Origin of the sequence: Kribbella sp. CA-293567 (genome assembly GCF_027627575.1) — a bacterium.
Lineage (GTDB): Bacteria > Actinomycetota > Actinomycetes > Propionibacteriales > Kribbellaceae > Kribbella.
Genome location: NZ_CP114065.1, coordinates 3,738,759 through 3,762,346 on the forward strand (window position 1 = coordinate 3,738,759; position 23,588 = coordinate 3,762,346).

The window sequence follows — 23,588 nt, forward strand, 5'->3', positions numbered from 1 at the left end:
GCCCCCGCTTCAGTTGCAGCCGGGCGACTAAGCTGCTTGCCATTCCCTGGGAACCTAGGTAGGCGGCGAATTGCACCGCTTGGCGCTCGCCGGTCAATCGTTCAGCTTGCTGAGGAGTCGTTCAATCTCCTCAGCAACTCCTACTGTCCGCTGGTCGCGCTTGTAGTAGTCATGGGCAGCTTTCAAATGCGTCTCTGCCAGTGCATGGTCTCCGGCGTTCAGATAGGTCGCGCCGAGAGAGTGCTGCACGGATGCACGTCGGCGGTCGTCCGACCGATCAATCGCAATGGTGAGAGCTTGGTGAAACAGAACGAGCGCCTCGCTGACGGTGCCAGTCGCAGACAGAGCCTTTGCTAGATCTCGGGCAGCATCTGCCCATCCGGTACGGTGCCCGAGCCTGTCGAAACTCTCCATGCCCGCGCTCAGATAAGTGATCGCCAAGTCGTAGCGGCCGAGGTTTGCCAGCGCGGAACCGACATTGTGATTGGCGTTGGCAATGCCTGCGTCCGACTGAATCTGCTCGAACCGGACCAACCCCTCGGTCGCGTAGATCAAGTGCTCTGTGAAAGCGCCCATGCGATCATGGAGTTGTGACAAGTTGAGGAGCGCCCGTGCGGTGCCCCTTTGGTCAGATATTTGTTGGTAAAGCGAAAGGCTGCGGTTCGCGAGGTCAATCGCCTGACTATGACGGCCCATTCGGCCGAGCAACCGTGAATAGTTGTTGACAGCGAGAGACTCGCTGCGAATATCTCTCACGGCGAGGAACATCTCGGCACTGAGTCTGAATGCGTCGACGGCCTCGTCCAGGTGACCGTCGTCGGCGCAGGCGATGCCGAAGTCGTGAAGTAGCGCGGCTCGATATCGTCGATCTTCGGTCACCCGCACAGCCGCTCGGACGATCGGGACCCAGCCGCCGATCCGGCTGTACACGGTGGCATAGCCGTAGAGTCCGAGCACCAGACCGGCCATGAGTTGATCGGGATCCTCCGTGGACGCAAGGTGGCGAAGGAGCGCGGCGAGATTGGCCTGTTCGGCATCCAGCCACTGAAATGATTCTTGCGCCGACGACAGTGCCGGTCCGTCCATGAGCCAATCAGCCTCATTCCAAGCAAGCCTTGGCGCGCCGGGATCGAGCCATTTCAGCCCTCGCCACGCCACGGCCCGGTACAACCTGAGGATGCGCTCGTGTGCCTGCTGCCTTTGTTGTTCCGTCAGGTCGACCTCGGCCTTTTCGCGCGCGTAGGCGTGGATCAGGTCGTGGAATTGATAGCGACCCAGAGACGGGGACCCGAGGAGATTGACATCGACAAGTTGTTCAAGTGCGGATTCGGCCAGATGCGGGGCGGTGTTCAAGAGCCGCGCGGCTAGGTCGAGGCCAAAGTCAGAACCGGTGAGAGTCCCAAGAAGAGCGAATACATCGGGCAGCGAAGGCAACTGTCGTGAGCCATTGGGGGACAACTGGCTGATGGAGACGGCGAGGGCCGTGCGTACTCCCAGGTGATCGTTGGCCAACTCGTCCAGGCGGCCGGCTTCGTCCTGCAAGCGCCCGACCAAGTGCTGAGCCGACCAGGTGGGACGGGCAGCGAGGCGGGCCGCGGCGACAGCGAGTGCCAGAGGGAGTCGACCGCAGAGTTCAACCAGCTCGGCGATCGCAACTGGTTCCGCCGCCGCGCGGGTGGTGCCCACTATGGACTGCACCAGGTCTGCGGCTTCTGCTTCGTCGAGCGGAGTCAGTCGGACGTGACGATCCGCTGGAAGGGTGGTCATATTCTGACGGCTTGTGATCAGCACCGCGCAGCTGCTTGCACCCGGCAAGAGCGGTATCACCTGCTCTGGGCCGAAAGCGTTGTCCAAGACGAGAAGTGCGCGTTTGGACGCCAGTCGGGATCGTAGGAGGGTAGAGGCACGTTCCACCGAAGTGGGAATCGCGTTGGGCATCAGGCCTGTCGCGCGGAGCAGATGCCCGAGTGCATCGGCGACCGGCAACGGTTGCCCGGCTCCGAAACCGTTCAATTGGACGTAGAACTGGCCGTCCGGGTAGTGCGCCTCGGTCAGCCGGGCGGTGCGTATCGCCAGAGCGGTCTTGCCGACGCCGGCCATACCTTGAATGGTGATGATGCGAGGTGCCTGGCGAGGCTCTTCCGCCGACAGCAAGTCTGTGACTGCTTCTACCTCCTGAATCCGGCCAGCGAAGTGGAGGGCAGACAGCGGCAGTTGGCGAGCCGCCACTGAGCCGGGGCCGGCGGTCTTGGACCGGCTGGCGCTCGAGAGTGCGGAGAAGACGTCTCGGTCCTCTGAAGTCAGATTCAACGCATCCGCGAGGTTCTGAACCGTCTCTCGATAGGGGTTGCGTCGGGCGCCTCTCTCCAGCGCGCTGATGGCCTGAACGCTGAGTTCGGCTCTCTCGGCCAGTTGCTCTTGGGTGAGCGCGGCGGCAAGGCGGAGGCGACGCAACACTGATCCGAACGACTCCTCGGTCATGGGCTCCTCCGTGCGCTACCGGCTGAGTGGGGAGTCTAGGGCAGCGGGTCGGCTGGGAGAGCGGCTCACGGCTGCCTGCCGTTGGGGAGGAGGGACGCTATATGAGCGTTCGTGAGAAAGAAGATGGGTGCATGTCTGTACTTCGGGGGTGGGCGCGCCGCTCAAGCTGCGACTTGAGTACGGGTGGGTCGACGAGATGCGGGATGGATGGGAGTCGCGCCTGACCACCCCAGTGGCTCGGGTGGGCGCGCCGCTCAAGTTGCGACTTGAGTTCGGGTGGGGCGAGGCGTGGGTCGCTACCCCCGAGCATTGCAACCAGCTGGCAGAGTGGTCTCGTTCGACAATGTCGAACGACTGGCGTTGTGCCGCCTCGCTAACGCTCCTACATTCCAGTTCTCCGTGGTCGTCACGGGGTGGAAGGGAGTTTCGGAATGGCTAAGACAGCTACTGAAACGGAAGCGGTCAAGGCGAAGACCCTTCTGGGGGAGTGCTCCGCCGAGCTCGCCGGTACGTTCATCCTGATCCTGTTCGGCTGTGGCGTCGTCGCCCAGGTGGTCGCAGGCGGGGGTGGGCTGGGAGATCACGACTCCATCGCCTGGGCGTGGGGTATCGGTGTGACGCTGGGGATCTACGTGGCGGGCCGGATGACCGGCGCGCATCTCAATCCGGCGGTGACGATCGCGTTGGCGGCGTTCCGCGGGTTCAGCTGGAAGAAGGTGCTGCCGTACGCGGTGGCCCAGTTCCTCGGAGCGTTCCTGGCGGCGCTCGTGGTTCGCTGGAACTACACCGAGGCACTGAACAATTTCGATCCCGGGCTGACGATCAAGAGCCAGGGCGTGTTCTCCACCCTGCCGGGCAACGGCAGCACCGAGCTCGGGGTGGAGATGTGGGGCGGCTTCCGGGACCAGATCATCGGTACCGCGATCCTGATGATGGTGATCCTGGCGATCACCGACCTGCGCAACACCTCGCCGGGGGCGAACCTGGCGCCGTTCATCGTCGGCCTGCTGGTGGTCGGCATCGGCATGGCCTGGGGCACCAACGCGGGGTACGCGATCAACCCGGCACGTGACTTCGGCCCCCGGCTGGCGTCGTTCTTCACCGGCTACGGCGGAGCGTTCAAGGATCAGTTCGGGGATTTGTACTTCTGGGTGCCGATCGTCGGACCGATCATCGGCGCGCTCGTCGGCGCGTTCCTGTACGACCTGCTGATCGGCCGCAATCTGCCGATCGCGGACGAGGACGAGGAACCGGGGCGCGTGCCCAGCCCAGAGGCCGAGACCAAGGCATGAGCCACCCCCTGAACCTGCTGTGTGAGGAGAGGAAATTCCATGGCTGACTTCGTAGGTGCCGTCGACCAGGGCACCACGAGTACCCGCTTCATGATCTTCGACCACTCCGGTAACGAGGTGGGCAAGCACCAGCTGGAGCACGAGCAGATCCTGCCGAAGGCCGGCTGGGTCGAGCACAACCCGGTGGAGATCTGGGAGCGCACCAGCTCGGTGATCCGGACCGCGCTGAACGCGAACAACCTCCAGGCCAGCGACCTGGTGGCGCTCGGCATCACCAACCAGCGCGAGACGGCCGTGGTCTGGAACCGCCGTACCGGCCGGCCGTACTACAACGCGATCGTCTGGCAGGACACCCGCACCGACCGGATCGCGTCGGCGCTGGAGCGCGAGGGCAAGGGCGACGTGATCCGGCAGAAGGCCGGACTGCCGCCGGCGACGTACTTCTCGGCCGGCAAGGTGCAGTGGATCCTGGAGAACGTCGACGGCGTCCGCGCGGCCGCCGAGGCCGGTGACGCCGTGTTCGGCAACACCGACACCTGGCTGCTGTGGAACCTCACCGGTGGCACCGAGGGCGGTGTGCACATCACCGACGTGACGAACGCCAGCCGCACGATGCTGATGAACCTGGAGACGCTCGACTGGGACGACGAGCTGATCTCGTTCTTCGACATCCCCCGGCAGATGCTGCCGGAGATCCGGCCGTCGTCGGACCCCAACATGTACGGCGAGACGCTGGCGAACGGCCCGCTCGGCGGCGTGGTACCGCTGACGGGTGACCTCGGTGACCAGCAGGCGGCCACCGTCGGCCAGGTCTGCTTCAACCCGGGCGAGGCCAAGAACACCTACGGCACCGGCAACTTCATGTTGCTGAACACCGGCACCGAACTCGTCCGCTCCAAGGCCGGACTGCTCAGCACGATGGCCTACAAGTTCGGCGACGAGGCTCCCGTCTACGCGCTGGAGGGATCGATCGCCGTCACCGGATCGGCCGTCCAGTGGCTGCGCGACCAGCTCGGCATCATCTCCGGCGCGAGCGAGACCGAGACCCTGGCCCGGCAGGTCCCGGACAACGGCGGTGTGTACTTCGTGCCGGCGTTCTCCGGCCTGTTCGCGCCGTACTGGCGCTCGGACGCGCGGGGCGCGATCGTCGGCCTGTCGCGGTTCAACACCAACGCCCACCTGGCCCGGGCGACGCTGGAGGCGATCTGCTACCAGAGCAAGGACGTCGCCGACGCGATGGAGAAGGACTCCGGGGTGAAGCTCGAGGTCCTCAAGGTCGACGGTGGCGTCACCGCGAACGAGCTCTGCATGCAGATGCAGGCCGACATCCTCGGCGTCCCGGTGAGCAAGCCGGTGGTGGCGGAGACGACGGCGCTCGGCGCGGCGTACGCGGCGGGACTGGCGGTCGGGTTCTGGAACAACACCGACGAACTGGTGCAGAACTGGAACGAGGACAAGCGCTGGAACCCGGAGTGGAACGACCAGCAGCGTGCCGATGGGTACAAGGGCTGGGAGAAGGCGGTCAGCCGCACCCTGGACTGGGTGGACGTGGACTAAGCCGGTCCCGGTAGGCGTTGAGTAGTACGAGGGAAACGACGGAAGGAACCGAAGTGGGCGCAGTGGCACTGTCACCGCAGGCAAGGACCGACGCGATCGAGGCGATGGCGGACGGCCGGGAACTCGACATCCTGGTGATCGGTGGCGGGGTGGTGGGCACCGGTTCGGCGCTCGACGCCGCGACCCGTGGCCTGACCACCGGGCTGCTGGAGGCTCGCGACTTCGCGAGTGGCACCTCGAGCCGGTCGAGCAAGTTGGTGCACGGCGGGCTGCGCTACCTGGAGATGCTGGACTTCCGTCTCGTGCACGAGGCGTTGCAGGAGCGCGGCTTGCTCCTGCAACGCCTGGCACCCCACCTGGTCAAGCCCGTGCCGTTCCTCTACCCCCTGCAGCATCGGTGGTGGGAGCGCTTCTACGCCGGTGCCGGCGTCGCGCTGTACGACGCGATGTCGCTCAGCTCGGGGAACGGAGCCGGCCTGCCGATCCACAAGCACCTGACCCGGCGTGGAGCGATGCGGCTGGCCCCCAGTCTCAAGAAGTCGGCTCTGGTCGGCGCACTCCAGTACTACGACGCCCAGGTGGACGACGCCCGGCACACGATGGAGCTGGCGCGGACGGCGGCGTCGTACGGCGCGCACGTCGCCAACCGGGTCAAGGTGATCGGCTTCCTCCGCCAGGGCGAGCGGGTGACCGGTGTCCAGGCGAAGGATCTGGAGAGCGGGCGAGAGTTCGAGGTACGGGCCAAGCAGGTCGTCAACGCGACCGGTGTCTGGACCGACGACACCCAGGCGCTGATCGGTGAGCGCGGGCAGTACCACGTGCGCGCGTCGAAGGGCATCCACCTGGTGGTGCCCAAGGACCGGATCCAGTCCAGCACCGGAATGATCCTGCGGACCGAGAAGTCCGTGCTGTTCGTCATCCCGTGGGGCCGGCACTGGCTGATCGGCACCACCGACACCGACTGGAACCTGGACAAGGCCCACCCGGCCGCGACCAGCAAGGACATCGAGTACCTGCTCGACCACGTCAACTCCGTGCTGGTCACGCCGTTGACCCGCGAGGACGTCGAGGGCGTGTACGCCGGTCTGCGGCCGCTGCTGGCGGGGGAGTCGGAGAGTACTTCGAAGCTCTCCCGGGAGCACGTCGTCGCGCACTCCGCCCCGGGCCTGGTAGTCGTTGCCGGCGGCAAGTACACGACGTACCGGGTGATGGCCAAGGACGCCATCGACGCGGCCGCGAACGCCCTCGACGGCCGGGTGCCGAAGTCGGTCACCAAGAACACCCCGCTGGTCGGTGCCGACGGCTACCACGCGATGTGGAACCAGCGGCAGCTGATCGCCCGGCGCTCCGGCCTGCACGTGGCCCGGATCGAGCACCTGCTCAACCGGTACGGCGCCCTGATCGACGAGGTGCTCGCGCTGGTCGAGGAGGACCCGTCGCTGGGTGAGCAACTACCGGGCACGCAGGACTACCTGAAGGCCGAGGTGGTGTACGCCGCCCGCAGCGAGGGCGCCCGCCACCTCGACGACGTACTGGCCCGGCGGACCCGGATCTCGATCGAGGCCTGGGACCGCGGCGTCGAGGCAGCCGAGGCAGCCGCCCGGCTGATGGCACCGATCCTCGGCTGGAACGAGGAGACGATCGAGCGCGAGGTCTCCTTCTACACCCGCCGGGTCCAGTCCGAACGCGACTCCCAGGACCAGCCCGACGACGAGTCCGCCGACAAGGTGCGCCTCGAGGCCCCGGACATCGTCTCCCCGGCCTGACACTCCGCACGCGCGAGGGCCCGAAGACCCGATCCCAGGTCTTCGGGCCCTTGCTTACTGGTCCGGACGGATCCAGCCAAAGGTCCGTTGGACGGCTGCTTGCCAGTTCGCGTACTCCGTGGCGCGGCGGTCCGGGTCCATGTCGGGGAGCCACTGGCCGGCGCGGTGCCAGTTGCTGCGCAAGCCCTCCAGGTCGGGCCAGTAGCCGACCGCCAGGCCCGCGGCGTACGCGGCGCCGAGGGAGACCGTCTCGGTCACCATCGGCCGGACCACCGGCACGTCGAGCAGGTCGGCGAGGAACTGCATCAGCAGGTTGTTGGCCGTCATTCCGCCGTCGACCTTGAGCGCCTTCAGCGCGATCCCGGAGTCCGCGTTCATCGCGTCCACCACCTCGAGGGTCTGGAAGCCGGTCGCCTCCAGCACGGCCCGGGCCAGATGTCCCTTGGTGATGTACGACGTCAGCCCCGCGATCACGCCGCGCGCCTCGCTGCGCCAGTGCGGCGCGAACAGCCCGGAGAACGCGGGCACGATGTAGGCACCGCCGTTGTCCTCGACGGTCCGGGCGAGTGTCTCGATCTCGGCGGCGGTGTGGATCAGCCCGAGCCCGTCGCGAAACCACTGCACCAGCGAGCCGGTGACCGCCATCGACCCTTCCAGCGCGTACGCCGCCGGCTCCGAGCCGATCTGGTACGCGACCGTGGTCAGCATGCCGTGCGTCGACCGGACGATCTCCTTGCCGGTGTGCAGCAGCAGGAACGATCCGGTCCCGTAGGTGCACTTGGCCTCACCGGCGCTGAAGCACGTCTGCCCGAACAGCGCGGCCTGCTGGTCGCCCAGCGCGGCCCCGATCCGTACGCCGGGGAGCACCTCGGTCGCGGTCCCGAAGACCCCCGACGACGGGCGGATCTCCGGCAGCACCCGGCGCGGTACGTCGAACGCGGCCAGCAACTGGTCATCCCACTCGAGCGTTTCGATGTTCATCAGCATCGTCCGGCTCGCATTGGTGACGTCGGTGACGTGCAGACCACCGTCCGGACCGCCGGTGAACTTCCAGATCAGCCAGCTCTCCATCGTCCCGAACAGCACCTCGCCGCGGTTCGCCCGCTCCCGCAGCCCCGGCGTGTGATCGAGCATCCAGCGCAGGCGCGGCGCGGAGAAGTAGGTCGTCAGCGGCAGACCGCACAGGTCCGCGAACCGGTCGGGCCCCTCGTCCCCGGCGAGTTCGGTGATCAGGCGGTCCGTCCGGGTGTCCTGCCAGACCACGGCGTGGCCGATCGGCTCGCCGGTCCGGCGATCCCACAGCAGGCTGGTCTCCCGCTGGTTGGTGATGCCGATGGCAACGATCTGTGACGGCGCCGCGCCGATCTGCCGGACCGCGGCCGGCACCACCCGCGTGACGTTGCGCCAGATCTCCGCCGCGTCGTGCTCGACCCAGCCCGGCCGCGGGAAGTACTGCTTGTGCTCGCGCTGGGCCACCGACACCAGCCGCCCTCGCCGGTCGAACAGGATGCACCGGGTCGAGTTGGTGCCCTGGTCGACGGCGGCCACGTACTGCTCTGCCATCAGCTGCCCCTCTTTCGCGGGAGGGAGAGCCGCCCCGTCATCGATCCTCGCGGAGGTCGCGGCCGATGGCTTCGGCGGTCGCCCGGACCATGGTGACCAGATCGGCGCGATGCCTCAACCGGCTGTCACAGATCCGTTCGATCCGGCCGGTCAGGCCGACCGCGCCGACCACCAGGCCGCCGAGTCCGCGGATGGGGGCAGCGATCCCGGCGAGCTCGACGGTGTGCTCCTCGAACTCGCCGGCCCAGCCCTTCGCGCGGACCGCGGCGAGCTCCTCCGCCAGCCTCGCGGGCTCCGTAATGGTCCTGGTCGTGTAGGCATCGAGCTTGCGAGGCCGGGCCGCGCCGGACGCGTCGAAGGCCAGCACGGCCTTGCCGAGCGCGCACGCGTGCGGCGGCAGCGTCGTACCGACGTCGAGGTTCTGGTCGGAGTCGTCGGGACGGAAGACGTGGTGCACGACCACCACCTTGCCCTCCACCAGGCGTCCGACGCGAACCACCTCGCCGCTGCGGGACGCGAGTGAGTCGGCCCAGTTGATCGCCCGGCTGCGCAGCTCGTTGGGATCGAGATAGGTTTCCCCGAGCCGGCCGAACGCGTCGCTGAGCCGGTACTGCGCTCCGCTGCGGTCCTGCTCGACGAAACCGACCTGGTGCAGGGTCTTCAGAATGCCGTGCACGGTCGTCTTGGCCAGGCCGAGCGCGTTGCCGAGATCGGCGACGCCGAGCCCGTTCGGTGCCGCTGCGAGTAGTCGCAGCACGGCCGCGGCACGCTCGATCGACTGCACGCTGCCCGGCACACCGGCAGGCTACCTGCGATTGCCCGCCGTGGCTGCCCTTCGTCGCACTGCCGTGCACGTCGTCACTGACTGCCGATCGCCCGCAGCACGTCGAGCTTCGCTGCACGGCGTGACGGCCAAACCGCAGCCAGTACGCCGACCGCCGCGGCGACCACGACGGCGACCGTCAACTGAAGCACCGGGAGGTCGAGTACGCCGAGCCCGTCCTCCCGCATCACCCGCTGCACCGCCGCGCCGAACAGCACCCCGATCAGCAGCCCCAGCAGCGCGCCCAGCAAGGCGATCGCGATCGCCTCGACCTGCAGCATCCGGCGCAACTGCGGTCCGTCCATCCCGATCGCGCGGAGCAGCCCGATCTCGCGGGTGCGCTCGATCACGCCGAGCGCCAGCGTGTTCACGATGCCGAGTACGGCGATCAGCACGGCCAGCGTGAGCAGCATCGCGATCACGGCGAGCACGGTGTCGATCGGCTGCCGCTGGCTCTGCGCGTAGGCCTGCTGGTCCCGGACCTGGACGGCGGGGTAGTCGGTCAGCTGAGCGGCGACGGCCTGCCCGACCGTGCGGAAATCGGTGCCGTCGGCAACTTCGACGTACAGAGTGCGGTCGGTGGTGGCGCCGCCGACCTGGGTGAAGGTCTGCTGCGACACGATCACGGCGTTGAGCTGACGGTTCGGCGCGATGATGCCGCTCACCCGCAGCGGCTGCTTCCCGGTGCTGGTGGTCAGCTCGAACTGCTGCCCGGTCACCAGGTCGAGCTGCTGGGCCAGGTTGCGGGGGATGACCGCTTCGCCGTTCCGGAGGCCGTCCGCCGAGCCGGAGAGGAACCGGGTGGTGATCGGTCCGGCGATCGTGCCGTCGTCGACTCCGGCCACGGTGACTCGGCGGGTGCCGATGTCGCCGGGCAGTTGCCGGACCCGGTGGACGGCAGCCACTCCCGGCACCTTGGCGACCTGGTCACCGACCTGGCTGCTGAACGGCTGGTCGGCGCTGACCAGGAGTTCGGCGGTACCGATCGCGTCGGCCAGTGCCTGGTCGACCGAGGCCTTCGCGGACGCGGCGATGACGACCAGCCCGCTGACCAGGGCCAGTGAGATCATCAGGGCGGAGGCGGTGGCCGAGGTACGGCGGGGGTTGCGCTCGGCGTTGCGCCGGCCGAGGGTGACGGGCGCCTTGCGGCCGAACGGCGACATCAGCGCGCGGACGGCGTACCGGGTGATGAGGGGGCTGGTCATCACTACGCCGAGCGTGCCGATGGCGGCGGCCAGGCCGACGAGGATCGCGGCCGGCAAGCCTTGCAGGGTGAACGCGATGGCGACCAGCAGGCCGGTCATGAGCAGCGTGAAGGCGCCGAGAACGAGGCGGAGTACCAGCGAGCGCTCAGGGATGCTGACGTCGTCACGCATCGCGGCGACGGGCGGCAGCTTGCCGGCCCGCCGGGCGGCCGGATAGGCAGCGCACAGGGTGACGCCGACGCCGACGAGGTAGCAGGCGACCACCGTCGGGACGCTGATCTGCAGGCTGGAAGTCGGGATGGCGAGGTCGAGCGATTTGTAGAAGGCCTGCAGGGCACCGGCGACCGCCGCGCCCAGGAGCAGGCCGAGTGTGGAGCCGGCGATGCCGATGACAAGTGCCTCGATCAGGACCGTGCTGGTCACCTGGCCGCGCGACGCGCCGATCGCCCGCAGCATGGCCAGCTCGCGCGAGCGCTGGGCGACCAGCATCGCGAACGTATTGACGATCAGGAACGTGCCGACGAACAAGGCGATTCCGGCGAACAGCATCAGGATCGCGCTGAAGCCGCCGAAGCTGTTGTCGATGGCGTTCTCGCCGTCGGCCGCGACCTGGGCCGCGGTCCGCACACTGACGTCCTTGCCGGCGATCTTGGCGATGGCCTGGGTGACGGCCTGAACGTCCTGACCGGGCTCGACCGCGACGGTGATCGACGTCCAGCCGGGCCGGCCGAGAACGAGCAGCTGCGCGGAGGCCGAGTCGAACGTGATCAGCGGAGCGCCTGCTGACGCGCCCGAAAGGCTTGGCGTGGTGACGCCGGTGAGGACCGCCGTCACTGCTCTGACGGGGGTGACGACCTTGACCTGGTCGCCGATCTGGTAGCCCTCCCGTTTGGCCGTCGCCTGGTCGAGGGTGAGCTGCTCCTTGCCCCAAGGCGGTTTGCCGTCGATCAACTGAAACGTCGCCGTACGCCGGTCGCGTGGCCAGCTGGCCGCGTAGGTGGGCAAACCCAGCGCGTCGGTCGGCCGGCCGTCGGAGCCGAGGATTTGGGCGCCGGGGACAAGCACCAGCGGTTCGGAGCTGGCCACGCCGGGCAGGTTGGCGATTTGGTTGGCGAGGTCCGACGTCAGGGTGAGCGGCCGGGCGTTGGAGACACCCGGGTCGTTCTTCAGAGCGGTGGCCGGGGTGACGGAGATGTCGGCCGGGGCACCGGCGTAGTTCTTCTTGAGGGCGGCCGAGAGGGTGTCGGTGAAGATCAGCGCGCCGCCGACGAACGCGACTCCGAGCAGCACGGCGACCGTGCACAGCACGAACCGGAGCCGGTGCGCGAGCACCGACCGGAGGCCGAGCTTGAGCATCAGCCGGCCTCTGGGGTGTCGAGCTGCTTCATCCGGTCGAGCACCGACTCGGCGGTCGGGTCGAGCAGCTCGGACCTGAGCCTCCCGTCGGCGAGGAAGACCACGCGGTCGGCGTACGACGCCGCGGTCGGGTCGTGGGTCACCATCACGACGGTCTGGCCGAAGTCGCGGACCGAGCGGTGCAGGAAGCCGAGCACGTCGGCGGACGAGCGCGAGTCGAGGTTGCCGGTCGGCTCGTCGGCGAAGACCACCTCCGGCCGGGAGACGAGCGCACGGGCACAGGCGACGCGCTGCTGCTGACCGCCGGACAGTTCGGCGGGCCGGTGGCTGAGCCGGTCGCGCAGGCCGATGGCGTCGATCACCTTGTCGAGCCACTCGGCGTCGGGTTTGCGGTTGGCCAGGTCGAGGGGGAGGGTGATGTTCTCCAGGGCGCTGAGCGTCGGTACCAGGTTGAACGCCTGGAAGACGAAACCGATCCGGTCCCGCCGCAGGTGGGTGAGCCGCTTCTCGTCGAGCTTGGTCAGCTCGACGTCGCCCAGGATCACCTGGCCTGTCGTCGGCCGGTCGAGGCCGGCCAGACAGTGCAGCAGGGTCGACTTGCCGGAACCGGAAGGCCCCATGATCGCGGTGAACCGGCCCTTGCCGAACTCGAGGTCCACCTCGGCCAGCGCGTCCACCCGGGTGTCCCCGGCGCCGTAGCTCTTGCCGAGTCCGACAGTCCGGATGGCCACACTCTGCTCGACAACTCTCACCGTCACACCCAGAACGCTATCCGCCCCCAGGGCCGCCCGGCCGCCAGGGATACCCCCGCGCACGGATGGTTACCCCCGGCTCTAACCGGGGGAAACCACCCAAAACCCGGGGATACTCCCACCATCGGGTGAGCGGGGCGATGGAGCGGGCGGGCCAGGCGGGCGGTTGGGTTGGGTTGGGGGAGGTTGGGGGATCAGGCGTCGATGACGACCGGGATGACGACCGGACGGCGGCGCCAGTGGCGCCAGGTCCAGTTGCCGACGGCCCGGCCGACCAGCTCCTCCAGCGCGTGGGCGTCGCCGATGCTCTCGGAGGCCGCCTTCGCGAGGGTGTCTTCGATGACGGGGATGACGTCCTTGAACGTAGTGTCGTCGTGGACGAAGCCGCGGGCCAGGAAGTCCGGCGGCTCGGCGAGTTGGCCGGTGTTCGCATCGACGAGGAGTACGACGGTGACGACGCCCTCCTCGGCCAGCGTGCGGCGGTCCTTGAGATTGGCCTCGGTCACCCCGCCGACCGTCATCGCGTCGACGTACACGTAGCCGGCCTCGACCTTGCCGACGATCTTGGCGCGGCCCTTGTCCAGGTCGACCACCACGCCGTCCTCGGCGATGATCACCCGGTCGGCCGGTACGCCGGTGGCGATCGCGAGCGCCGCGTTCGCCTTCAGGTGCCGGTACTCGCCGTGCACCGGCATCACGTTGCGGGGCTTGATCAGGTTGTAGCAGTAGACGAGCTCGCCGGCACTCGCGTGCCCGGAGACGTGCACCTTGGCGTTGCCCTTGTGGACGACGTTGGCGCCCCAGCGGATCAGGCCGTTGATCAGGCCGTAGATCGCGTTCTCGTTGCCCGGGATCAGCGAGCTGGCCATCAGCACCGTGTCGCCCTCGCCGATCCGGATCATGTGATCGCGGTTCGCCATCCGCGCCAGCGCGGCCATCGGCTCACCCTGCGAGCCGGTACAGATCAGGGTGACCTTGCGGTCGGGGAGCTTCTCCAGCTCCTTCAGGTCGACGATCAGGCCCTTCGGGATCTTCAGGTAGCCCAGGTCGCCGGCGATGCCCATGTTGCGCACCATCGAGCGGCCGACGAAGGCGACCTTGCGGCCACCGAGCTTCGCGGCGTCCAGCACCTGCTGGATCCGGTGCACGTGGCTGGCGAAGCTGGACACGATGATCCGGCCGGGCGCGGTCCGGAAGACGGTGTCGATCGCCGGGCCGAGATCCTTCTCCGAGGTGGTGAACCCCGGCACCTCGGCGTTGGTCGAGTCCGTCATGAACAGGTCGACGCCTTCTTCGCTGAGCTTCGCGAAGCCGCGCAGGTCGGTCAGCCGGCGGTCCAGCGGGAACTGGTCCATCTTGAAGTCGCCGGTGTGCAGGACGATGCCGGCCTTGGTCCGGATCGCCACCGCCAGGCCGTCGGGGATCGAGTGGTTGACGGCGAAGAACTCGGTCTCGAACGGGCCGACCTTGCGCCGGTCGCCCTCCTTGACCTCGATCGTCTTGGGGGTGATCCGGTGTTCCTTCAGCTTGGACGTGATGAACGCCAAGGTCAGCTTGGAGCCGATCACCGGAATGTCGGCGCGCTCCTTCAGCAGGTAGGGGACGCCGCCGATGTGGTCTTCGTGGCCGTGGGTGAGGACGATCGCGTCGATCTTGTCCAGCCGGTCGCGGATCCAGCCGAAGTCGGGCAGGATCACGTCGACGCCGGGCTGGTGCTCCTCGGGGAACAGCACGCCGCAGTCCACGATCAGCAACCGGCCGCGATGCTCGAACACGGTCATGTTGCGGCCGATCTCGCCGAGACCGCCCAGAGCGACCACGCGGAGCGCGTCCTGGGGCAGGCGGGGCGGTTGGCCGAGGTCGGGATGCGGATGACTCATACTGCGGACCGTATCCGAGAGTGGTGGTTGTTCCTGGCATCGACCGGGTGTGAGCCCGAACTCAGGCGGGTGCTAACGGGGCGCGCCGGGGTGCCGGCGCGGCTGTTTCAGCCGTCCACCCCGACCAGATCGACGTCGGCCGAACCGGCTGTCACTTCCTCGGCCGATCGGGCCGGCAGCGGCGGTGGGGTGCCGCCCCAGGAGGGGCAGAGGGCCTTGTGGTCGCACCAGTTGCACAGCGGGCTCTTGCTCGGCCGCCAGTCGCCGGACTCCAGCGCGTAGCTGATCGCCTGCCAGATCGCCCCGATTTTGCGTTCACAAGCGCGCAGGTCGGCCTCGTCGGGGACGTAGCGGACGATCTCGCCGTTGCCGAGATAGACCAGCTGCAGCATCGCCGGTACGACGCCGCGCACCCGCCACAGCACGAGCGCGTAGAACTTCATCTGGAACAGCGCCTTGGCCTCGAAGAACTCCGACGGCGACCGGCCGGTCTTGTAGTCGACCACCCGGATCTCCCCGGTCGGTGCGACGTCGAGGCGGTCGACGTAACCGCGCAGCGTGAGGCCCGACTCGAGCTCGGTCTCGACGTACAGCTCGCGTTCGGCCGGCTCCAGCAGGTTGGGGTCCTCCAGGGTGAAGTACTTGCCGAGCAGCTGGTGAGCCTCCTGCAGCCACTTGGCCAGCTCGGCGCCGTCCGCGTCCTCGGCGAACAATTCCGCCACTTCCGGCTCGGCCTCGAGCAGCTTCAGCCATTGCGGCTCCAGCAACTCGGTGGCGTGCTCGAGCGTCCGCTGACCGCGCGGAAGGTCGAACAGACGCTCCAGCACCGCGTGCACGACAGTGCCGCGCACCGCCGCGGAAGAGGGCTTCTCGGGCAGCTTGTCGATCACGCGGAACCGGTACCTGAGCGGGCAGCTCATGAAGTCCGCGGCCCGGGACGGAGACAGCGCTCCGATCGGGTGCCCGGACGTCTGCGCCATGGCTGCGGTACTCATGACGTCAAGGCTAGGCGAGAGCGCCGACAGTTCAGCGTCCGGCCGAAGCCGGTGGCGAGTTCGGCGTAGGGACAGAGCCGGGGTCGATGAGAACCAGGTCGATGTCCCATTGGCCCTCGCAGGCAGCTCGCCGGACCAGGGCCTGCCCCGCGGCGTACTTGCCGGCGGTGAAGAAGACCTCTGCCTCGAAGCCCTCGTTGTCCATTCCGGCCGGTCGGTAGCCGGCGGCGGTCACCGCGTCCTGGATCAGGACGGTCACCTCGTCGATCGGCAGCGCGGTGACGGCCCTGACGGTGAGGTGGCCCTGGGTTTTCTGGACGTGGGTGACGGTGGCGAACCCGGCGAAGGACAGTCTGGCCGGCAGCAGCGAGACCTCGGTCGCCGGAGCGGAAGGCGGGGTCGCGCAGTTGCTCTGCGGGTCCCCGTCCGAACACCCGGTCAGCGTGACGAGCAACGCGGCTGCCGTCGATGCGATCAGCGCCCGGACGACCATGACGCCACTGTAGAAGGCGGCCGCGGTATTGAGGTGTCACAAGCCAGTGAAGTTTGGATTTTCCGGTGTTACGGTGACCGCGCATCGTGGCGCGTGAGGCGCCCTCGTGATCCTGGAGGCACGCGTGGCCATGCGCAGGAAATCCTTCGTTCCGCTGATTGCCGCGGTGGCCGTCACCGCCTTGGTGGGGGCGGGCGCCGTCTCTGCCGCCGGCCCTGACCGCCGCAGCCCGACCCCCGCCGCGGAGTCCCTCGCGACGGCCAATCCGGTGGGCGCCGAGGAGTGGATGTACTCCCAGCGCGCCAACCCCGACGGCTCGATCCCGGACGCCGCGGTCGACGCGGCGCTGACCCAGTCGCGGCAGATGAGCGCCACGGCGATGAAGTCGCCGGGCACCGACCAGGTGTGGAAGGGCCTCGGCCCGAGCAACATCGGCGGCCGCATCCGCGACATCGCGGCCGACCCGACGACCAAGGACGCTGTCTACATCGCCACCGGCACCGGTGGTCTGTGGCGGTCCAAGGACGGCGGCGCGACCTTCGCCACCGCCTGGAACGACCAGTTGCCGCAGTCGATGGGCGCCGTCGCGGTCGACTCCCGTGGTGTCGTCTGGGCCGGTACGGGTGAACCCGACCACGGTGGCGGTTCGGCGTACTACGGCAAGGGCGTCTACAAGTCGGGCGACGACGGACGCACCTGGAGCAACGTCGGTCTGCGGACCGGTGACACGATCGGCCAGATCGTCATCGACCCGCGCGACGACGACCGGGTCTTCGTCGCGGTGATGGGCGCGCTGCACGACACCGAGCCGACCCGCGGCCTGTTCATGACCGAGGACGGCGGCTTCAGCTGGGAGCGCGTGATCGTGCCCGGCAGCGCCGCCACCGGCGCGATCGACGTCAGCATCAACAAGGCGAACCCCGACATCATGCTCGCCACCACCTGGGACAAGATCCGGGACGAGAAGTCGCGGATCTACGGCAAGAACTCCTACCTCTACCGCTCGACGGACGCCGGCCGCACCTGGACGAACATCCACCAGGCGCCGCTGCCGCAGAGCACCGACATCGAGGGGCAGCCGGTCACCGCGACGTACGTCGGCCGGATGGGCGTCGACTTCAGTGACTCCGACCCGAACCGCGCGTACCTGATCTCCAGCACGGCCGGTGGCAACTTCAACGGGTTCTTCACCAGCGCCGACGCCGGCGCGACCTGGACGCCGGTCGGTCCGACCAGCGGCGGCACCCTGCAGTCCATCAGCGGCGGGTTCGCCTGGTGGTTCGGCCGCGTGTACGTCGATCCGGTCGATCCGCTGCACATCTTCGTCGCCGGGGTGAGCCTCGCCGAGAGCCGCGACGGCGGCCTGACCTGGACCACCTCCCAGACGCCGCACGCCGACCAGCACGGCGTCGAGTGGGATCCCTTCACCGCCGGCAAGGTGTTCCTCGGCAACGACGGCGGCTTCTACTGGTCGACCGAGAACGGCGCCGCCCGCGGGCTGTGGGCCAAGACCCCGCACCTGCCGGTGACGCAGTTCTACGCGATGGACGTCTCGCACCAGGACGCCACCAGGCTCAACGCCGGCTCCCAGGACAACGGCTCGCTGAAGTCCTGGGCGGCCGACAACACCGTCAACGGCGACTGGTTCGGCTTCGTCGGCGGCGACGGGATGATGAACCGGATCGACCCGACGAACGACCGCAAGTACTACGGCTGCTCGCAGAACGGCGGCTGCCGGGGCTTCGTCGACGGCGTGGGCTTCAGCATGACGATTCCCGGCGCCCGCAAGAACTGGGTGGCGCCGCTGGAGTTCGCCGCCGACCCGCGTCACCTGTTCGGCGGCAGCGAGTACGTCAGCCGCATCAACACCGACGCCGGCCAGCGGACCTGGCAGCGGATCAGCCCGGACCTCACCGAGGGGACCGAGCCCCGCGCTCCCGGCTTCGGCACCATCACGGCACTCGGTACCACGAACGCCGACCCGAACCTGGTCTACGCCGGCACCGACAGCGGTCTGATGTGGGTCAGCCGCAACGCGATGGCCGCTCCCGACCAGGTGACCTGGACGAAGCTGCAGAGCCCGGTCTTCCCCGGCCGCTGGGTCACCCGCATCACCGTCGACCCGCAGAACCCGGCCGTCGCCTGGGCCAGCTTCTCGGGCTGGCGCTCCGGCGACGACTACCCGCACCTGGTGATGACCACCAACGGCGGCCGGAGCTGGGCCGACATCACCGGCAAGAAGATCCCGCAGGCGCCGATCAACGACGTCATCCGGCATCCGTCCAAGAAGAACTGGCTGTTCATCGCCACCGACGTCGGCGTCTTCCGGACGACCAACCTGGGCAAGACGTGGGTCAAGGTCGGCGCGAACCTGCCGCTGGTCCCGATCAACGACATCGACCTGCCGGCCGGCAGCCAGACGCTCTACGCCGCGACGTACGGCCGGAGCATCTGGACGACCTCGCTCGCCGACGCCTCCTGAGCCGCTGAAGGCCTGACCCTGCGAACCGCACGCCGACCACCCCGACGGCCCGCCACCTGGCGGACTCTCGGGGTGGTCGCGGTGTCCGTGGTCTTCCTCGCGCCGCTGGTGGTGATGGTGCTGGGTTCTCTCCAGCGCCCGCTCCAACCGCCGCCCGACGGACTCGACCTCTGGCCCGACCCGGCCGAGTGGACGAACTACTCGGCCGTGTCGCGATTCATGCCGCTGGCGAGGTTGCTGCTGAACTCCCTGCTGCTGGTGGTGGTCGCGGTACCGGTCACCGTGATCGTCACGTCCATGGCAGGCCTCGCGATCGTCACCGCTCGTGGCCGGGTACGCCGTGGGCTCATCGGCCTTTCCGTGTTCATGCTGCTGGTGCCCGCCGCAGCGCTGTGGGTGCCGCGGGTCGTCCTGCTCCGGGGCGTCGGACTGGCCGACACACCGCTCACCGTCGCACTGCTCTCCCTCGCCGGCACGAGCCCTTTCTATGTGCTGCTCTTCGCGCTGGCCTACTCGCGGATCCCCGGGTCGCTGCTGGAAGCCGCCACGCTGGAAGGACTGAGCCCGTACGCCGTCTGGCGGCAGATCGCGATTCCGCTCGCGCGCCCGGCGGTGGTGGCGGTCGCGGCCCTGTCCGGCCTGTTCTACTGGTCCACGTTCATGGATCCGCTGACCCTGGTGTCGTCGCCGGCCAACTGGCCGGTGGCGCTGGGCCTGCGGAGCCTCAGCGAGATGGAGGCTGCCCTGTACCCGATCTACCTCGCCGCGGCGGTGATCGTGACCGCGCCCGCGCTGGTTGCCTTCTGCATCGGTCAACGGTCCTTCTTCTCAGCTGTGGAGCGCACATGAGAGTCAGCAGAGCGATCGCCGTCCTCGTGGTACCGGCGCTGCTCGCGGTGAGCGCTTGCGCCGGGGACCCGGCCAAGGACGACGCCGCCCCGGCGAACACCACGCCGGCGCCGATCACCTTGCAGGTCCGGGCCGAACCGGAGGAGGCGGCGGTCTACCGCAGCCTCGTTACGGCGTACGAGCAGGCGAGTGGCGGGAAGGTCGAACTGGTCGCGGTCGGCCGCTCGGACCATCTGACCCGGCTGTCCACCGCGTTCGCGTCGGGTGACGCCCCGGACGTGTTCCTGATCAACTACCGCGAGTACGCGCCCTTCGTGCAGCGCGGAGCGGTCGCTTCGGTGGGCGCCCTGCTCGACCAGCAGAAGGTCGATCGGGGTGGGTACTACGAGGAACCCCTGAGCGCCTTCAGCTACCGGGGTGAGCTGCAGTGCATGCCGCAGAACATCTCTTCCCTGGTCGTGTACTGGAACCGCGCGCTGTTCCGGCAGGCCGGTGTCGCGCCGCCGAAGGCCGACTGGAGCTGGGCGGACTTCGTGGCGACCGCCCGCGCCCTGACCACCGCCAAGACCAAGGGCGTCGGCATCGACCCGTCGATCACCCGGATGGCGCCGTTCATCTGGAGCAACGGCGGCGCGATCGTCGACGACGACGAGAAGCCGACCCGGACGACGCTGCACGAGCCCGCCGCCCGCGCCGCGCTCCAGTCCGTCGTCGACCTGATCGGTACCGGCGCGACCCCGAACAAGGCCCAGCTCGCCGCGCAGGATCTGGACGAGCAGTTCATGACCGGCAAGGTGGCGATGTTCCTGAGCTCGCGGGTCGAGGTCCCGGCGCTGCGAGAGCAACGCGGGCTCGACTTCGACGTCGCGGGCCTGCCCGTGCTGGGTAAGCCCGCTTCGGTGCTGCACAGCGACGCGTACTGCGTCGCGAGCAGCTCGAAGCACCAGGAGGCCGCCGCCAGGTTCATCGCCTACGCGACCGGTCAGCAGGGCCAGACCATCACGGCTCTCGGTGGACGGACCGTGCCGTCACTGCGGGCGGTCGCGAGCTCGCCCGCGTTCCTCAGCCCGTCGCGCGCACCGGCGTCGTCCCAGGTCTTCCTCGACGCCATCCCGCACCTGAGGCACACGCCGGTGACCCCGTCGTGGCCCGAGGTCGAGGATGTCATCGGCAACCAGTTGCAGCGGGCGTTCGAGGACGGCGTACCGCTCGATCAGGTGCTGACCGAGATCCGGAAGCAGGCGGACCCACTGCTCAAGGGCCGATGAGTCTGCGGGTCGAGGCCGCGCGGAAGGAGTACCGGGCGCACGGTGGGGCACGGGTGGTGGCTCTCGACGGCGTCGACCTGGAGGTGGCGGACGGCGAGCTGCTGGTCGTCGTCGGGCCGTCGGGGTCGGGGAAGTCGACACTGCTGCGCGCGATCGCGGGCCTGGAGACGCTGGACTCGGGGCACATCGTCATCGGTGGCCGGGACATCACCGGCGTACCGGCCGGGCGGCGGGACGTGGCGATGGTCTTCCAGGAAGCCGCACTGTTCCCGCATCTCAGCGTCGCGGCGAACATCGGCATCGGGGAGCGGGCCCGGGGAGCCAAGCGTCGCGAGGTCGAGGCTCGGGTGGCCGAGGTGGCCCGGAGCCTGGATGTCGATCAACTGTTGCAGCGGATGCCGGGCGAACTCAGCGGAGGGGAGCGGCAACGGGTGGCGCTGGCACGGGTGATGATCCGCGTGCCCGCCGTCTGTCTGCTCGACGAGCCGCTGGCCTCCGTCGACGCCGAACTGCGGCTGCGCATGCGAGGGGAGATCCGGGCGGTGCAGCAGTCGCTGGGGTTGCCGATGGTCCACGTCACCCACGATCAGCTCGAGGCGATGGCGATGGGAGACCGGATCGCGGTGATGGACGGCGGCCGCGTCCTCCAGTGCGACAGCCCCGCTGAGCTGTACGCGCGGCCGGCCACGACGGCGGTGGCGCGCATCCTGGGCGCGCTGCCGATGAACCTGCTGCCGGCTGAAGACGGGGTGATCGTGGGCGTCCGGCCCGAGCGGGTCCGGGTCTGCCGGAGTACCGAAAGTGGGCGCGTTGGCACGGTCCTCGCCGTCGAGCCGGCCGGCGAGGACTGTCTGGTCCGGATCCAGACGACTGGCGAGTTGCTCGCCCGCTTGCCCTGGGATGACGCTCCCAAGGTCGGGGAGAAGGTATCCGTGGCCTGGCGTCCTGAGGACGTGCACCACTTCGACGCCGTGACCGGTCTGCGGCGATGAGGCGGGCCGGGACGGCCGTGTGGCGGCAACCGCTCGCGGTTCCGTACCTGGTGGGGTCGCTGCTTCTCGTACTCGCGCCCCTCGGGCTGGCCGTCGTACTGGCTTTCACCGACTACTTCGGTTTCCGGGCGCCCGAGTTCACCGGGCTCGGCAACGTGAGCCGGCTGGTGGACGACCGCGCGTTCTGGGACTCGGTCGGAATCAGCGCGGTCGTCGCCGCGGTCGTCGTACCGTTTCGCTTGCTGCTCGCGGTCGGGGCCGCCCTCCTGCTGGCCCGGCGCCGCGGCGCCATGATGACGGCCGGCCGGGCGTCGGTCTACCTGCCGTCGGTCATCCCTGACGCGGCGTGGGCCCTGCTCTGGTTGTGGATCCTCAACCCGCTGTACGGGCCGCTGCCCGCGCTGCTCGGCGCCCTCGGCGTTCCCGATCCCGGGTTCCTGACCACGCCCTGGGGCGCCCGCCTCGCCTTGGTCCTGGTGATGACCTTCCAGGTCGGCGAGGCGTTCACGGTCGCCCTCGCCGCTCGCATCGCGATCCCCGCGCGGCTGCACGAGGCGATCGAACTGGAGGGCGGATCAGGCTGGTTCGCGATGACGCGGGTGACGCTGCCGCTGATGGCGCCGATCGTGATCGTGCTGGCCGTGCGGGACGTGGTGGTCGTCGTACAGAACGCCTTCGTCCCGGCTCTGCTCGTGACCGGCGGTGGTCCGGTGAACGCGACCCTGACCGCGCCGCTGCTCATCTACCGCCGCGCCTTCGAGTACGGCGAACTCGGCTACGCGAGCACCTTGTCGGTGACCCTGCTGGTGCTCACCGGCATCGCCGCCGCGCTCCCGCTCTGGATCGCCGCTCGCCTGGCAGCCCGGCAGCGAACCCGCTGACGCAGCGAACCAGCAGTAGACCTTCCCAGCCAACTCCCAGCGGACTTTCGGCGAACCATCGGGCCGGCTCGGCACTCTGGACCCATCGGCGAGACGAGGAGATCCAGATGCACGACCACGACAGAGGACTCGAGTACGACCTCGGCGTACTGCGCCGGCGCAACGTCCTGCGGCTGTTCGCCGGCGCCGGGCTGGCCGTAGTGGCCGGCTGTGCGGCCGACCCGGACACGTCCAGCGGCTCGACCCCGAGCTCATCCCCGAGTGCCGCCGGTACGACGGGCAGCACCCCGGCCCCGTCGAGCGGCGGCGTCGACGAGATCCCCGAGGAGACGGCCGGGCCGTTCCCCGGCGACGGGTCCAACGGGCCGAACGTGCTGACCGAGTCGGGCATCGTGCGCAGGGATCTGACCAAGAGCTTCGGGTCGGCGACAGGCGTTGCGGAAGGTGTCCCGCTGACGGTCGAACTCGTCGTACTGGATGCGGCCAAGGACACCGCCCTGCCCGGTGCCGCCGTCTACCTGTGGCACTGCGATGCGCAGGGGCGCTACTCGCTCTACGACGGCGAGATCAGCGGCGAGAACTACTGCCGCGGCGTACAGGCTGCCGACTCGACCGGGAAGGTCACCTTCACCACGATCTTCCCCGCGGCGTACCAGGGGAGGTGGCCGCACCTCCACTTCGAGGTCTACGCCTCGTTGTCCGAAGCCACCGCGGCCGGGAAGATCAGCGCGACCTCGCAACTGGCTCTGCCGGCCGAGGCGTGCGCCGCGGTCTACGCGACTTCGGGGTACGACGGGAGCACCCGCAATCTGGCGAACACGTCGCTGGAGAAGGACAACGTGTTCGGCGACGACGGCGCCGTACACCAGCTGGCCGCCATCAGCGGTGAGGTCCAGGACGGCTACACCGCTCGGCTCACCGTGGGTGTGTGACGCACTCTCACCACCGGACCG

At 68.8% G+C, this 23,588-nt stretch carries 17 protein-coding genes; 9 read left to right on the forward strand and 8 right to left on the reverse strand.

The genetic code is table 11. The annotated features are described in order from the left end of the window. Positions 1-93 precede the first annotated feature (93 nt). A complete protein-coding gene (locus OX958_RS17175; protein ID WP_270138868.1) occupies positions 94-2,481 on the reverse strand; it encodes a helix-turn-helix domain-containing protein in 2,388 nt (795 codons plus the stop codon). Positions 2,482-2,912: 431 nt separating this feature from the next. On the opposite strand from OX958_RS17175, the gene OX958_RS17180 reads away from it, so the two are divergent. Genes OX958_RS17180 through OX958_RS17190 form a run of 3 tightly spaced genes read left to right on the forward strand, consistent with a single transcriptional unit; the run spans position 2,913 to position 7,096 of the window. Then, positions 2,913-3,773: an MIP/aquaporin family protein gene (locus tag OX958_RS17180; RefSeq protein WP_270138869.1), complete on the forward strand. Its 861-nt coding sequence runs from the start codon at positions 2,913-2,915 to the stop codon at positions 3,771-3,773. Between the two features lie 39 nt (positions 3,774-3,812). Beyond that, on the forward strand, positions 3,813-5,330 hold the full coding sequence (gene glpK / locus OX958_RS17185) for a glycerol kinase GlpK (protein WP_270138870.1): 1,518 nt from the start codon (positions 3,813-3,815) through the stop codon (positions 5,328-5,330). Between the two features lie 53 nt (positions 5,331-5,383). Next, positions 5,384-7,096, forward strand: coding sequence for a glycerol-3-phosphate dehydrogenase/oxidase (locus OX958_RS17190; RefSeq protein ID WP_270138872.1), 1,713 nt, complete (start codon positions 5,384-5,386; stop codon positions 7,094-7,096). Positions 7,097-7,150: 54 nt separating this feature from the next. Here OX958_RS17190 and glpK (OX958_RS17195) read toward each other — a convergent pair whose 3' ends face one another. From glpK (OX958_RS17195) to OX958_RS17225, 7 genes are all read right to left on the reverse strand, one after another. Further along, the gene (gene glpK, locus OX958_RS17195) at positions 7,151-8,659 is read right to left on the reverse strand and encodes a glycerol kinase GlpK (protein ID WP_270138874.1); all 1,509 of its coding nucleotides are present in this window, start codon (positions 8,657-8,659) and stop codon (positions 7,151-7,153) included. Positions 8,660-8,696: 37 nt separating this feature from the next. Beyond that, complete coding sequence (locus OX958_RS17200) at positions 8,697-9,455, reverse strand: IclR family transcriptional regulator (RefSeq protein ID WP_270138876.1); 759 nt, start codon at positions 9,453-9,455, stop codon at positions 8,697-8,699. Positions 9,456-9,517: 62 nt separating this feature from the next. After that, positions 9,518-12,043 carry an ABC transporter permease gene (locus tag OX958_RS17205; protein WP_270138877.1) on the reverse strand — a complete coding sequence of 842 codons (2,526 nt, stop codon included), beginning with the start codon at positions 12,041-12,043 and terminating at the stop codon, positions 9,518-9,520. Further along, positions 12,043-12,801, reverse strand: a complete 759-nt coding sequence (locus tag OX958_RS17210) for an ABC transporter ATP-binding protein (protein WP_270138879.1) — start codon at positions 12,799-12,801, stop codon at positions 12,043-12,045. The genes OX958_RS17205 and OX958_RS17210 overlap by 1 nt, the downstream gene beginning before the upstream one ends. A gap of 188 nt (positions 12,802-12,989) precedes the next feature. After that, a complete protein-coding gene (locus OX958_RS17215; RefSeq protein WP_270138881.1) occupies positions 12,990-14,675 on the reverse strand; it encodes a ribonuclease J in 1,686 nt (561 codons plus the stop codon). Between the two features lie 107 nt (positions 14,676-14,782). Next, a complete protein-coding gene (locus OX958_RS17220; RefSeq protein ID WP_270138882.1) occupies positions 14,783-15,670 on the reverse strand; it encodes a RecB family exonuclease in 888 nt (295 codons plus the stop codon). A 31-nt stretch (positions 15,671-15,701) separates the two neighbouring features. Then, positions 15,702-16,163, reverse strand: a complete 462-nt coding sequence (locus OX958_RS17225) for a hypothetical protein (protein WP_270138884.1) — start codon at positions 16,161-16,163, stop codon at positions 15,702-15,704. A gap of 130 nt (positions 16,164-16,293) precedes the next feature. On the opposite strand from OX958_RS17225, the gene OX958_RS17230 reads away from it, so the two are divergent. From OX958_RS17230 to OX958_RS17255, 6 genes are all read left to right on the forward strand, one after another. Further along, positions 16,294-18,645 (forward strand): WD40/YVTN/BNR-like repeat-containing protein, encoded by a 2,352-nt coding sequence (locus OX958_RS17230; protein WP_270138886.1) that lies wholly within the window; start codon positions 16,294-16,296, stop codon positions 18,643-18,645. Between the two features lie 81 nt (positions 18,646-18,726). Next, positions 18,727-19,494 carry a carbohydrate ABC transporter permease gene (locus tag OX958_RS17235; RefSeq protein ID WP_270138888.1) on the forward strand — a complete coding sequence of 256 codons (768 nt, stop codon included), beginning with the start codon at positions 18,727-18,729 and terminating at the stop codon, positions 19,492-19,494. Beyond that, entirely contained in the window at positions 19,491-20,762 is a 1,272-nt protein-coding gene (locus tag OX958_RS17240; RefSeq protein ID WP_270138890.1) for an ABC transporter substrate-binding protein, read from the forward strand. Before OX958_RS17235 ends, OX958_RS17240 begins: the two co-directional genes overlap by 4 nt. Then, complete coding sequence (locus OX958_RS17245) at positions 20,759-21,754, forward strand: ABC transporter ATP-binding protein (protein ID WP_270138892.1); 996 nt, start codon at positions 20,759-20,761, stop codon at positions 21,752-21,754. Before OX958_RS17240 ends, OX958_RS17245 begins: the two co-directional genes overlap by 4 nt. Further along, complete coding sequence (locus tag OX958_RS17250) at positions 21,751-22,635, forward strand: carbohydrate ABC transporter permease (protein WP_270138894.1); 885 nt, start codon at positions 21,751-21,753, stop codon at positions 22,633-22,635. The genes OX958_RS17245 and OX958_RS17250 overlap by 4 nt, the downstream gene beginning before the upstream one ends. A 107-nt stretch (positions 22,636-22,742) precedes the next feature. Beyond that, positions 22,743-23,567: an intradiol ring-cleavage dioxygenase gene (locus OX958_RS17255; protein ID WP_270138896.1), complete on the forward strand. Its 825-nt coding sequence runs from the start codon at positions 22,743-22,745 to the stop codon at positions 23,565-23,567. Positions 23,568-23,588 lie beyond the last annotated feature (21 nt).

What these genes read in the sequence shown, in the direction of transcription:
- OX958_RS17175 (WP_270138868.1), bottom strand. Translation starts at nt 2,481, where the DNA reads ATGACCGAGGAGTCGTTCGGATCAGTGTTGCGTCGCCTCCGCCTTGCC.
- OX958_RS17180 (WP_270138869.1), top strand. Translation starts at nt 2,913, where the DNA reads ATGGCTAAGACAGCTACTGAAACGGAAGCGGTCAAGGCGAAGACCCTT.
- glpK (WP_270138870.1), top strand. Translation starts at nt 3,813, where the DNA reads ATGGCTGACTTCGTAGGTGCCGTCGACCAGGGCACCACGAGTACCCGC.
- glpK (WP_270138874.1), bottom strand. Translation starts at nt 8,659, where the DNA reads ATGGCAGAGCAGTACGTGGCCGCCGTCGACCAGGGCACCAACTCGACC.
- OX958_RS17205 (WP_270138877.1), bottom strand. Translation starts at nt 12,043, where the DNA reads ATGCTCAAGCTCGGCCTCCGGTCGGTGCTCGCGCACCGGCTCCGGTTC.
- OX958_RS17215 (WP_270138881.1), bottom strand. Translation starts at nt 14,675, where the DNA reads ATGAGTCATCCGCATCCCGACCTCGGCCAACCGCCCCGCCTGCCCCAG.
- OX958_RS17220 (WP_270138882.1), bottom strand. Translation starts at nt 15,670, where the DNA reads ATGAGTACCGCAGCCATGGCGCAGACGTCCGGGCACCCGATCGGAGCG.
- OX958_RS17225 (WP_270138884.1), bottom strand. Translation starts at nt 16,163, where the DNA reads ATGGTCGTCCGGGCGCTGATCGCATCGACGGCAGCCGCGTTGCTCGTC.
- OX958_RS17230 (WP_270138886.1), top strand. Translation starts at nt 16,294, where the DNA reads ATGCGCAGGAAATCCTTCGTTCCGCTGATTGCCGCGGTGGCCGTCACC.
- OX958_RS17240 (WP_270138890.1), top strand. Translation starts at nt 19,491, where the DNA reads ATGAGAGTCAGCAGAGCGATCGCCGTCCTCGTGGTACCGGCGCTGCTC.
- OX958_RS17245 (WP_270138892.1), top strand. Translation starts at nt 20,759, where the DNA reads ATGAGTCTGCGGGTCGAGGCCGCGCGGAAGGAGTACCGGGCGCACGGT.
- OX958_RS17250 (WP_270138894.1), top strand. Translation starts at nt 21,751, where the DNA reads ATGAGGCGGGCCGGGACGGCCGTGTGGCGGCAACCGCTCGCGGTTCCG.
- OX958_RS17255 (WP_270138896.1), top strand. Translation starts at nt 22,743, where the DNA reads ATGCACGACCACGACAGAGGACTCGAGTACGACCTCGGCGTACTGCGC.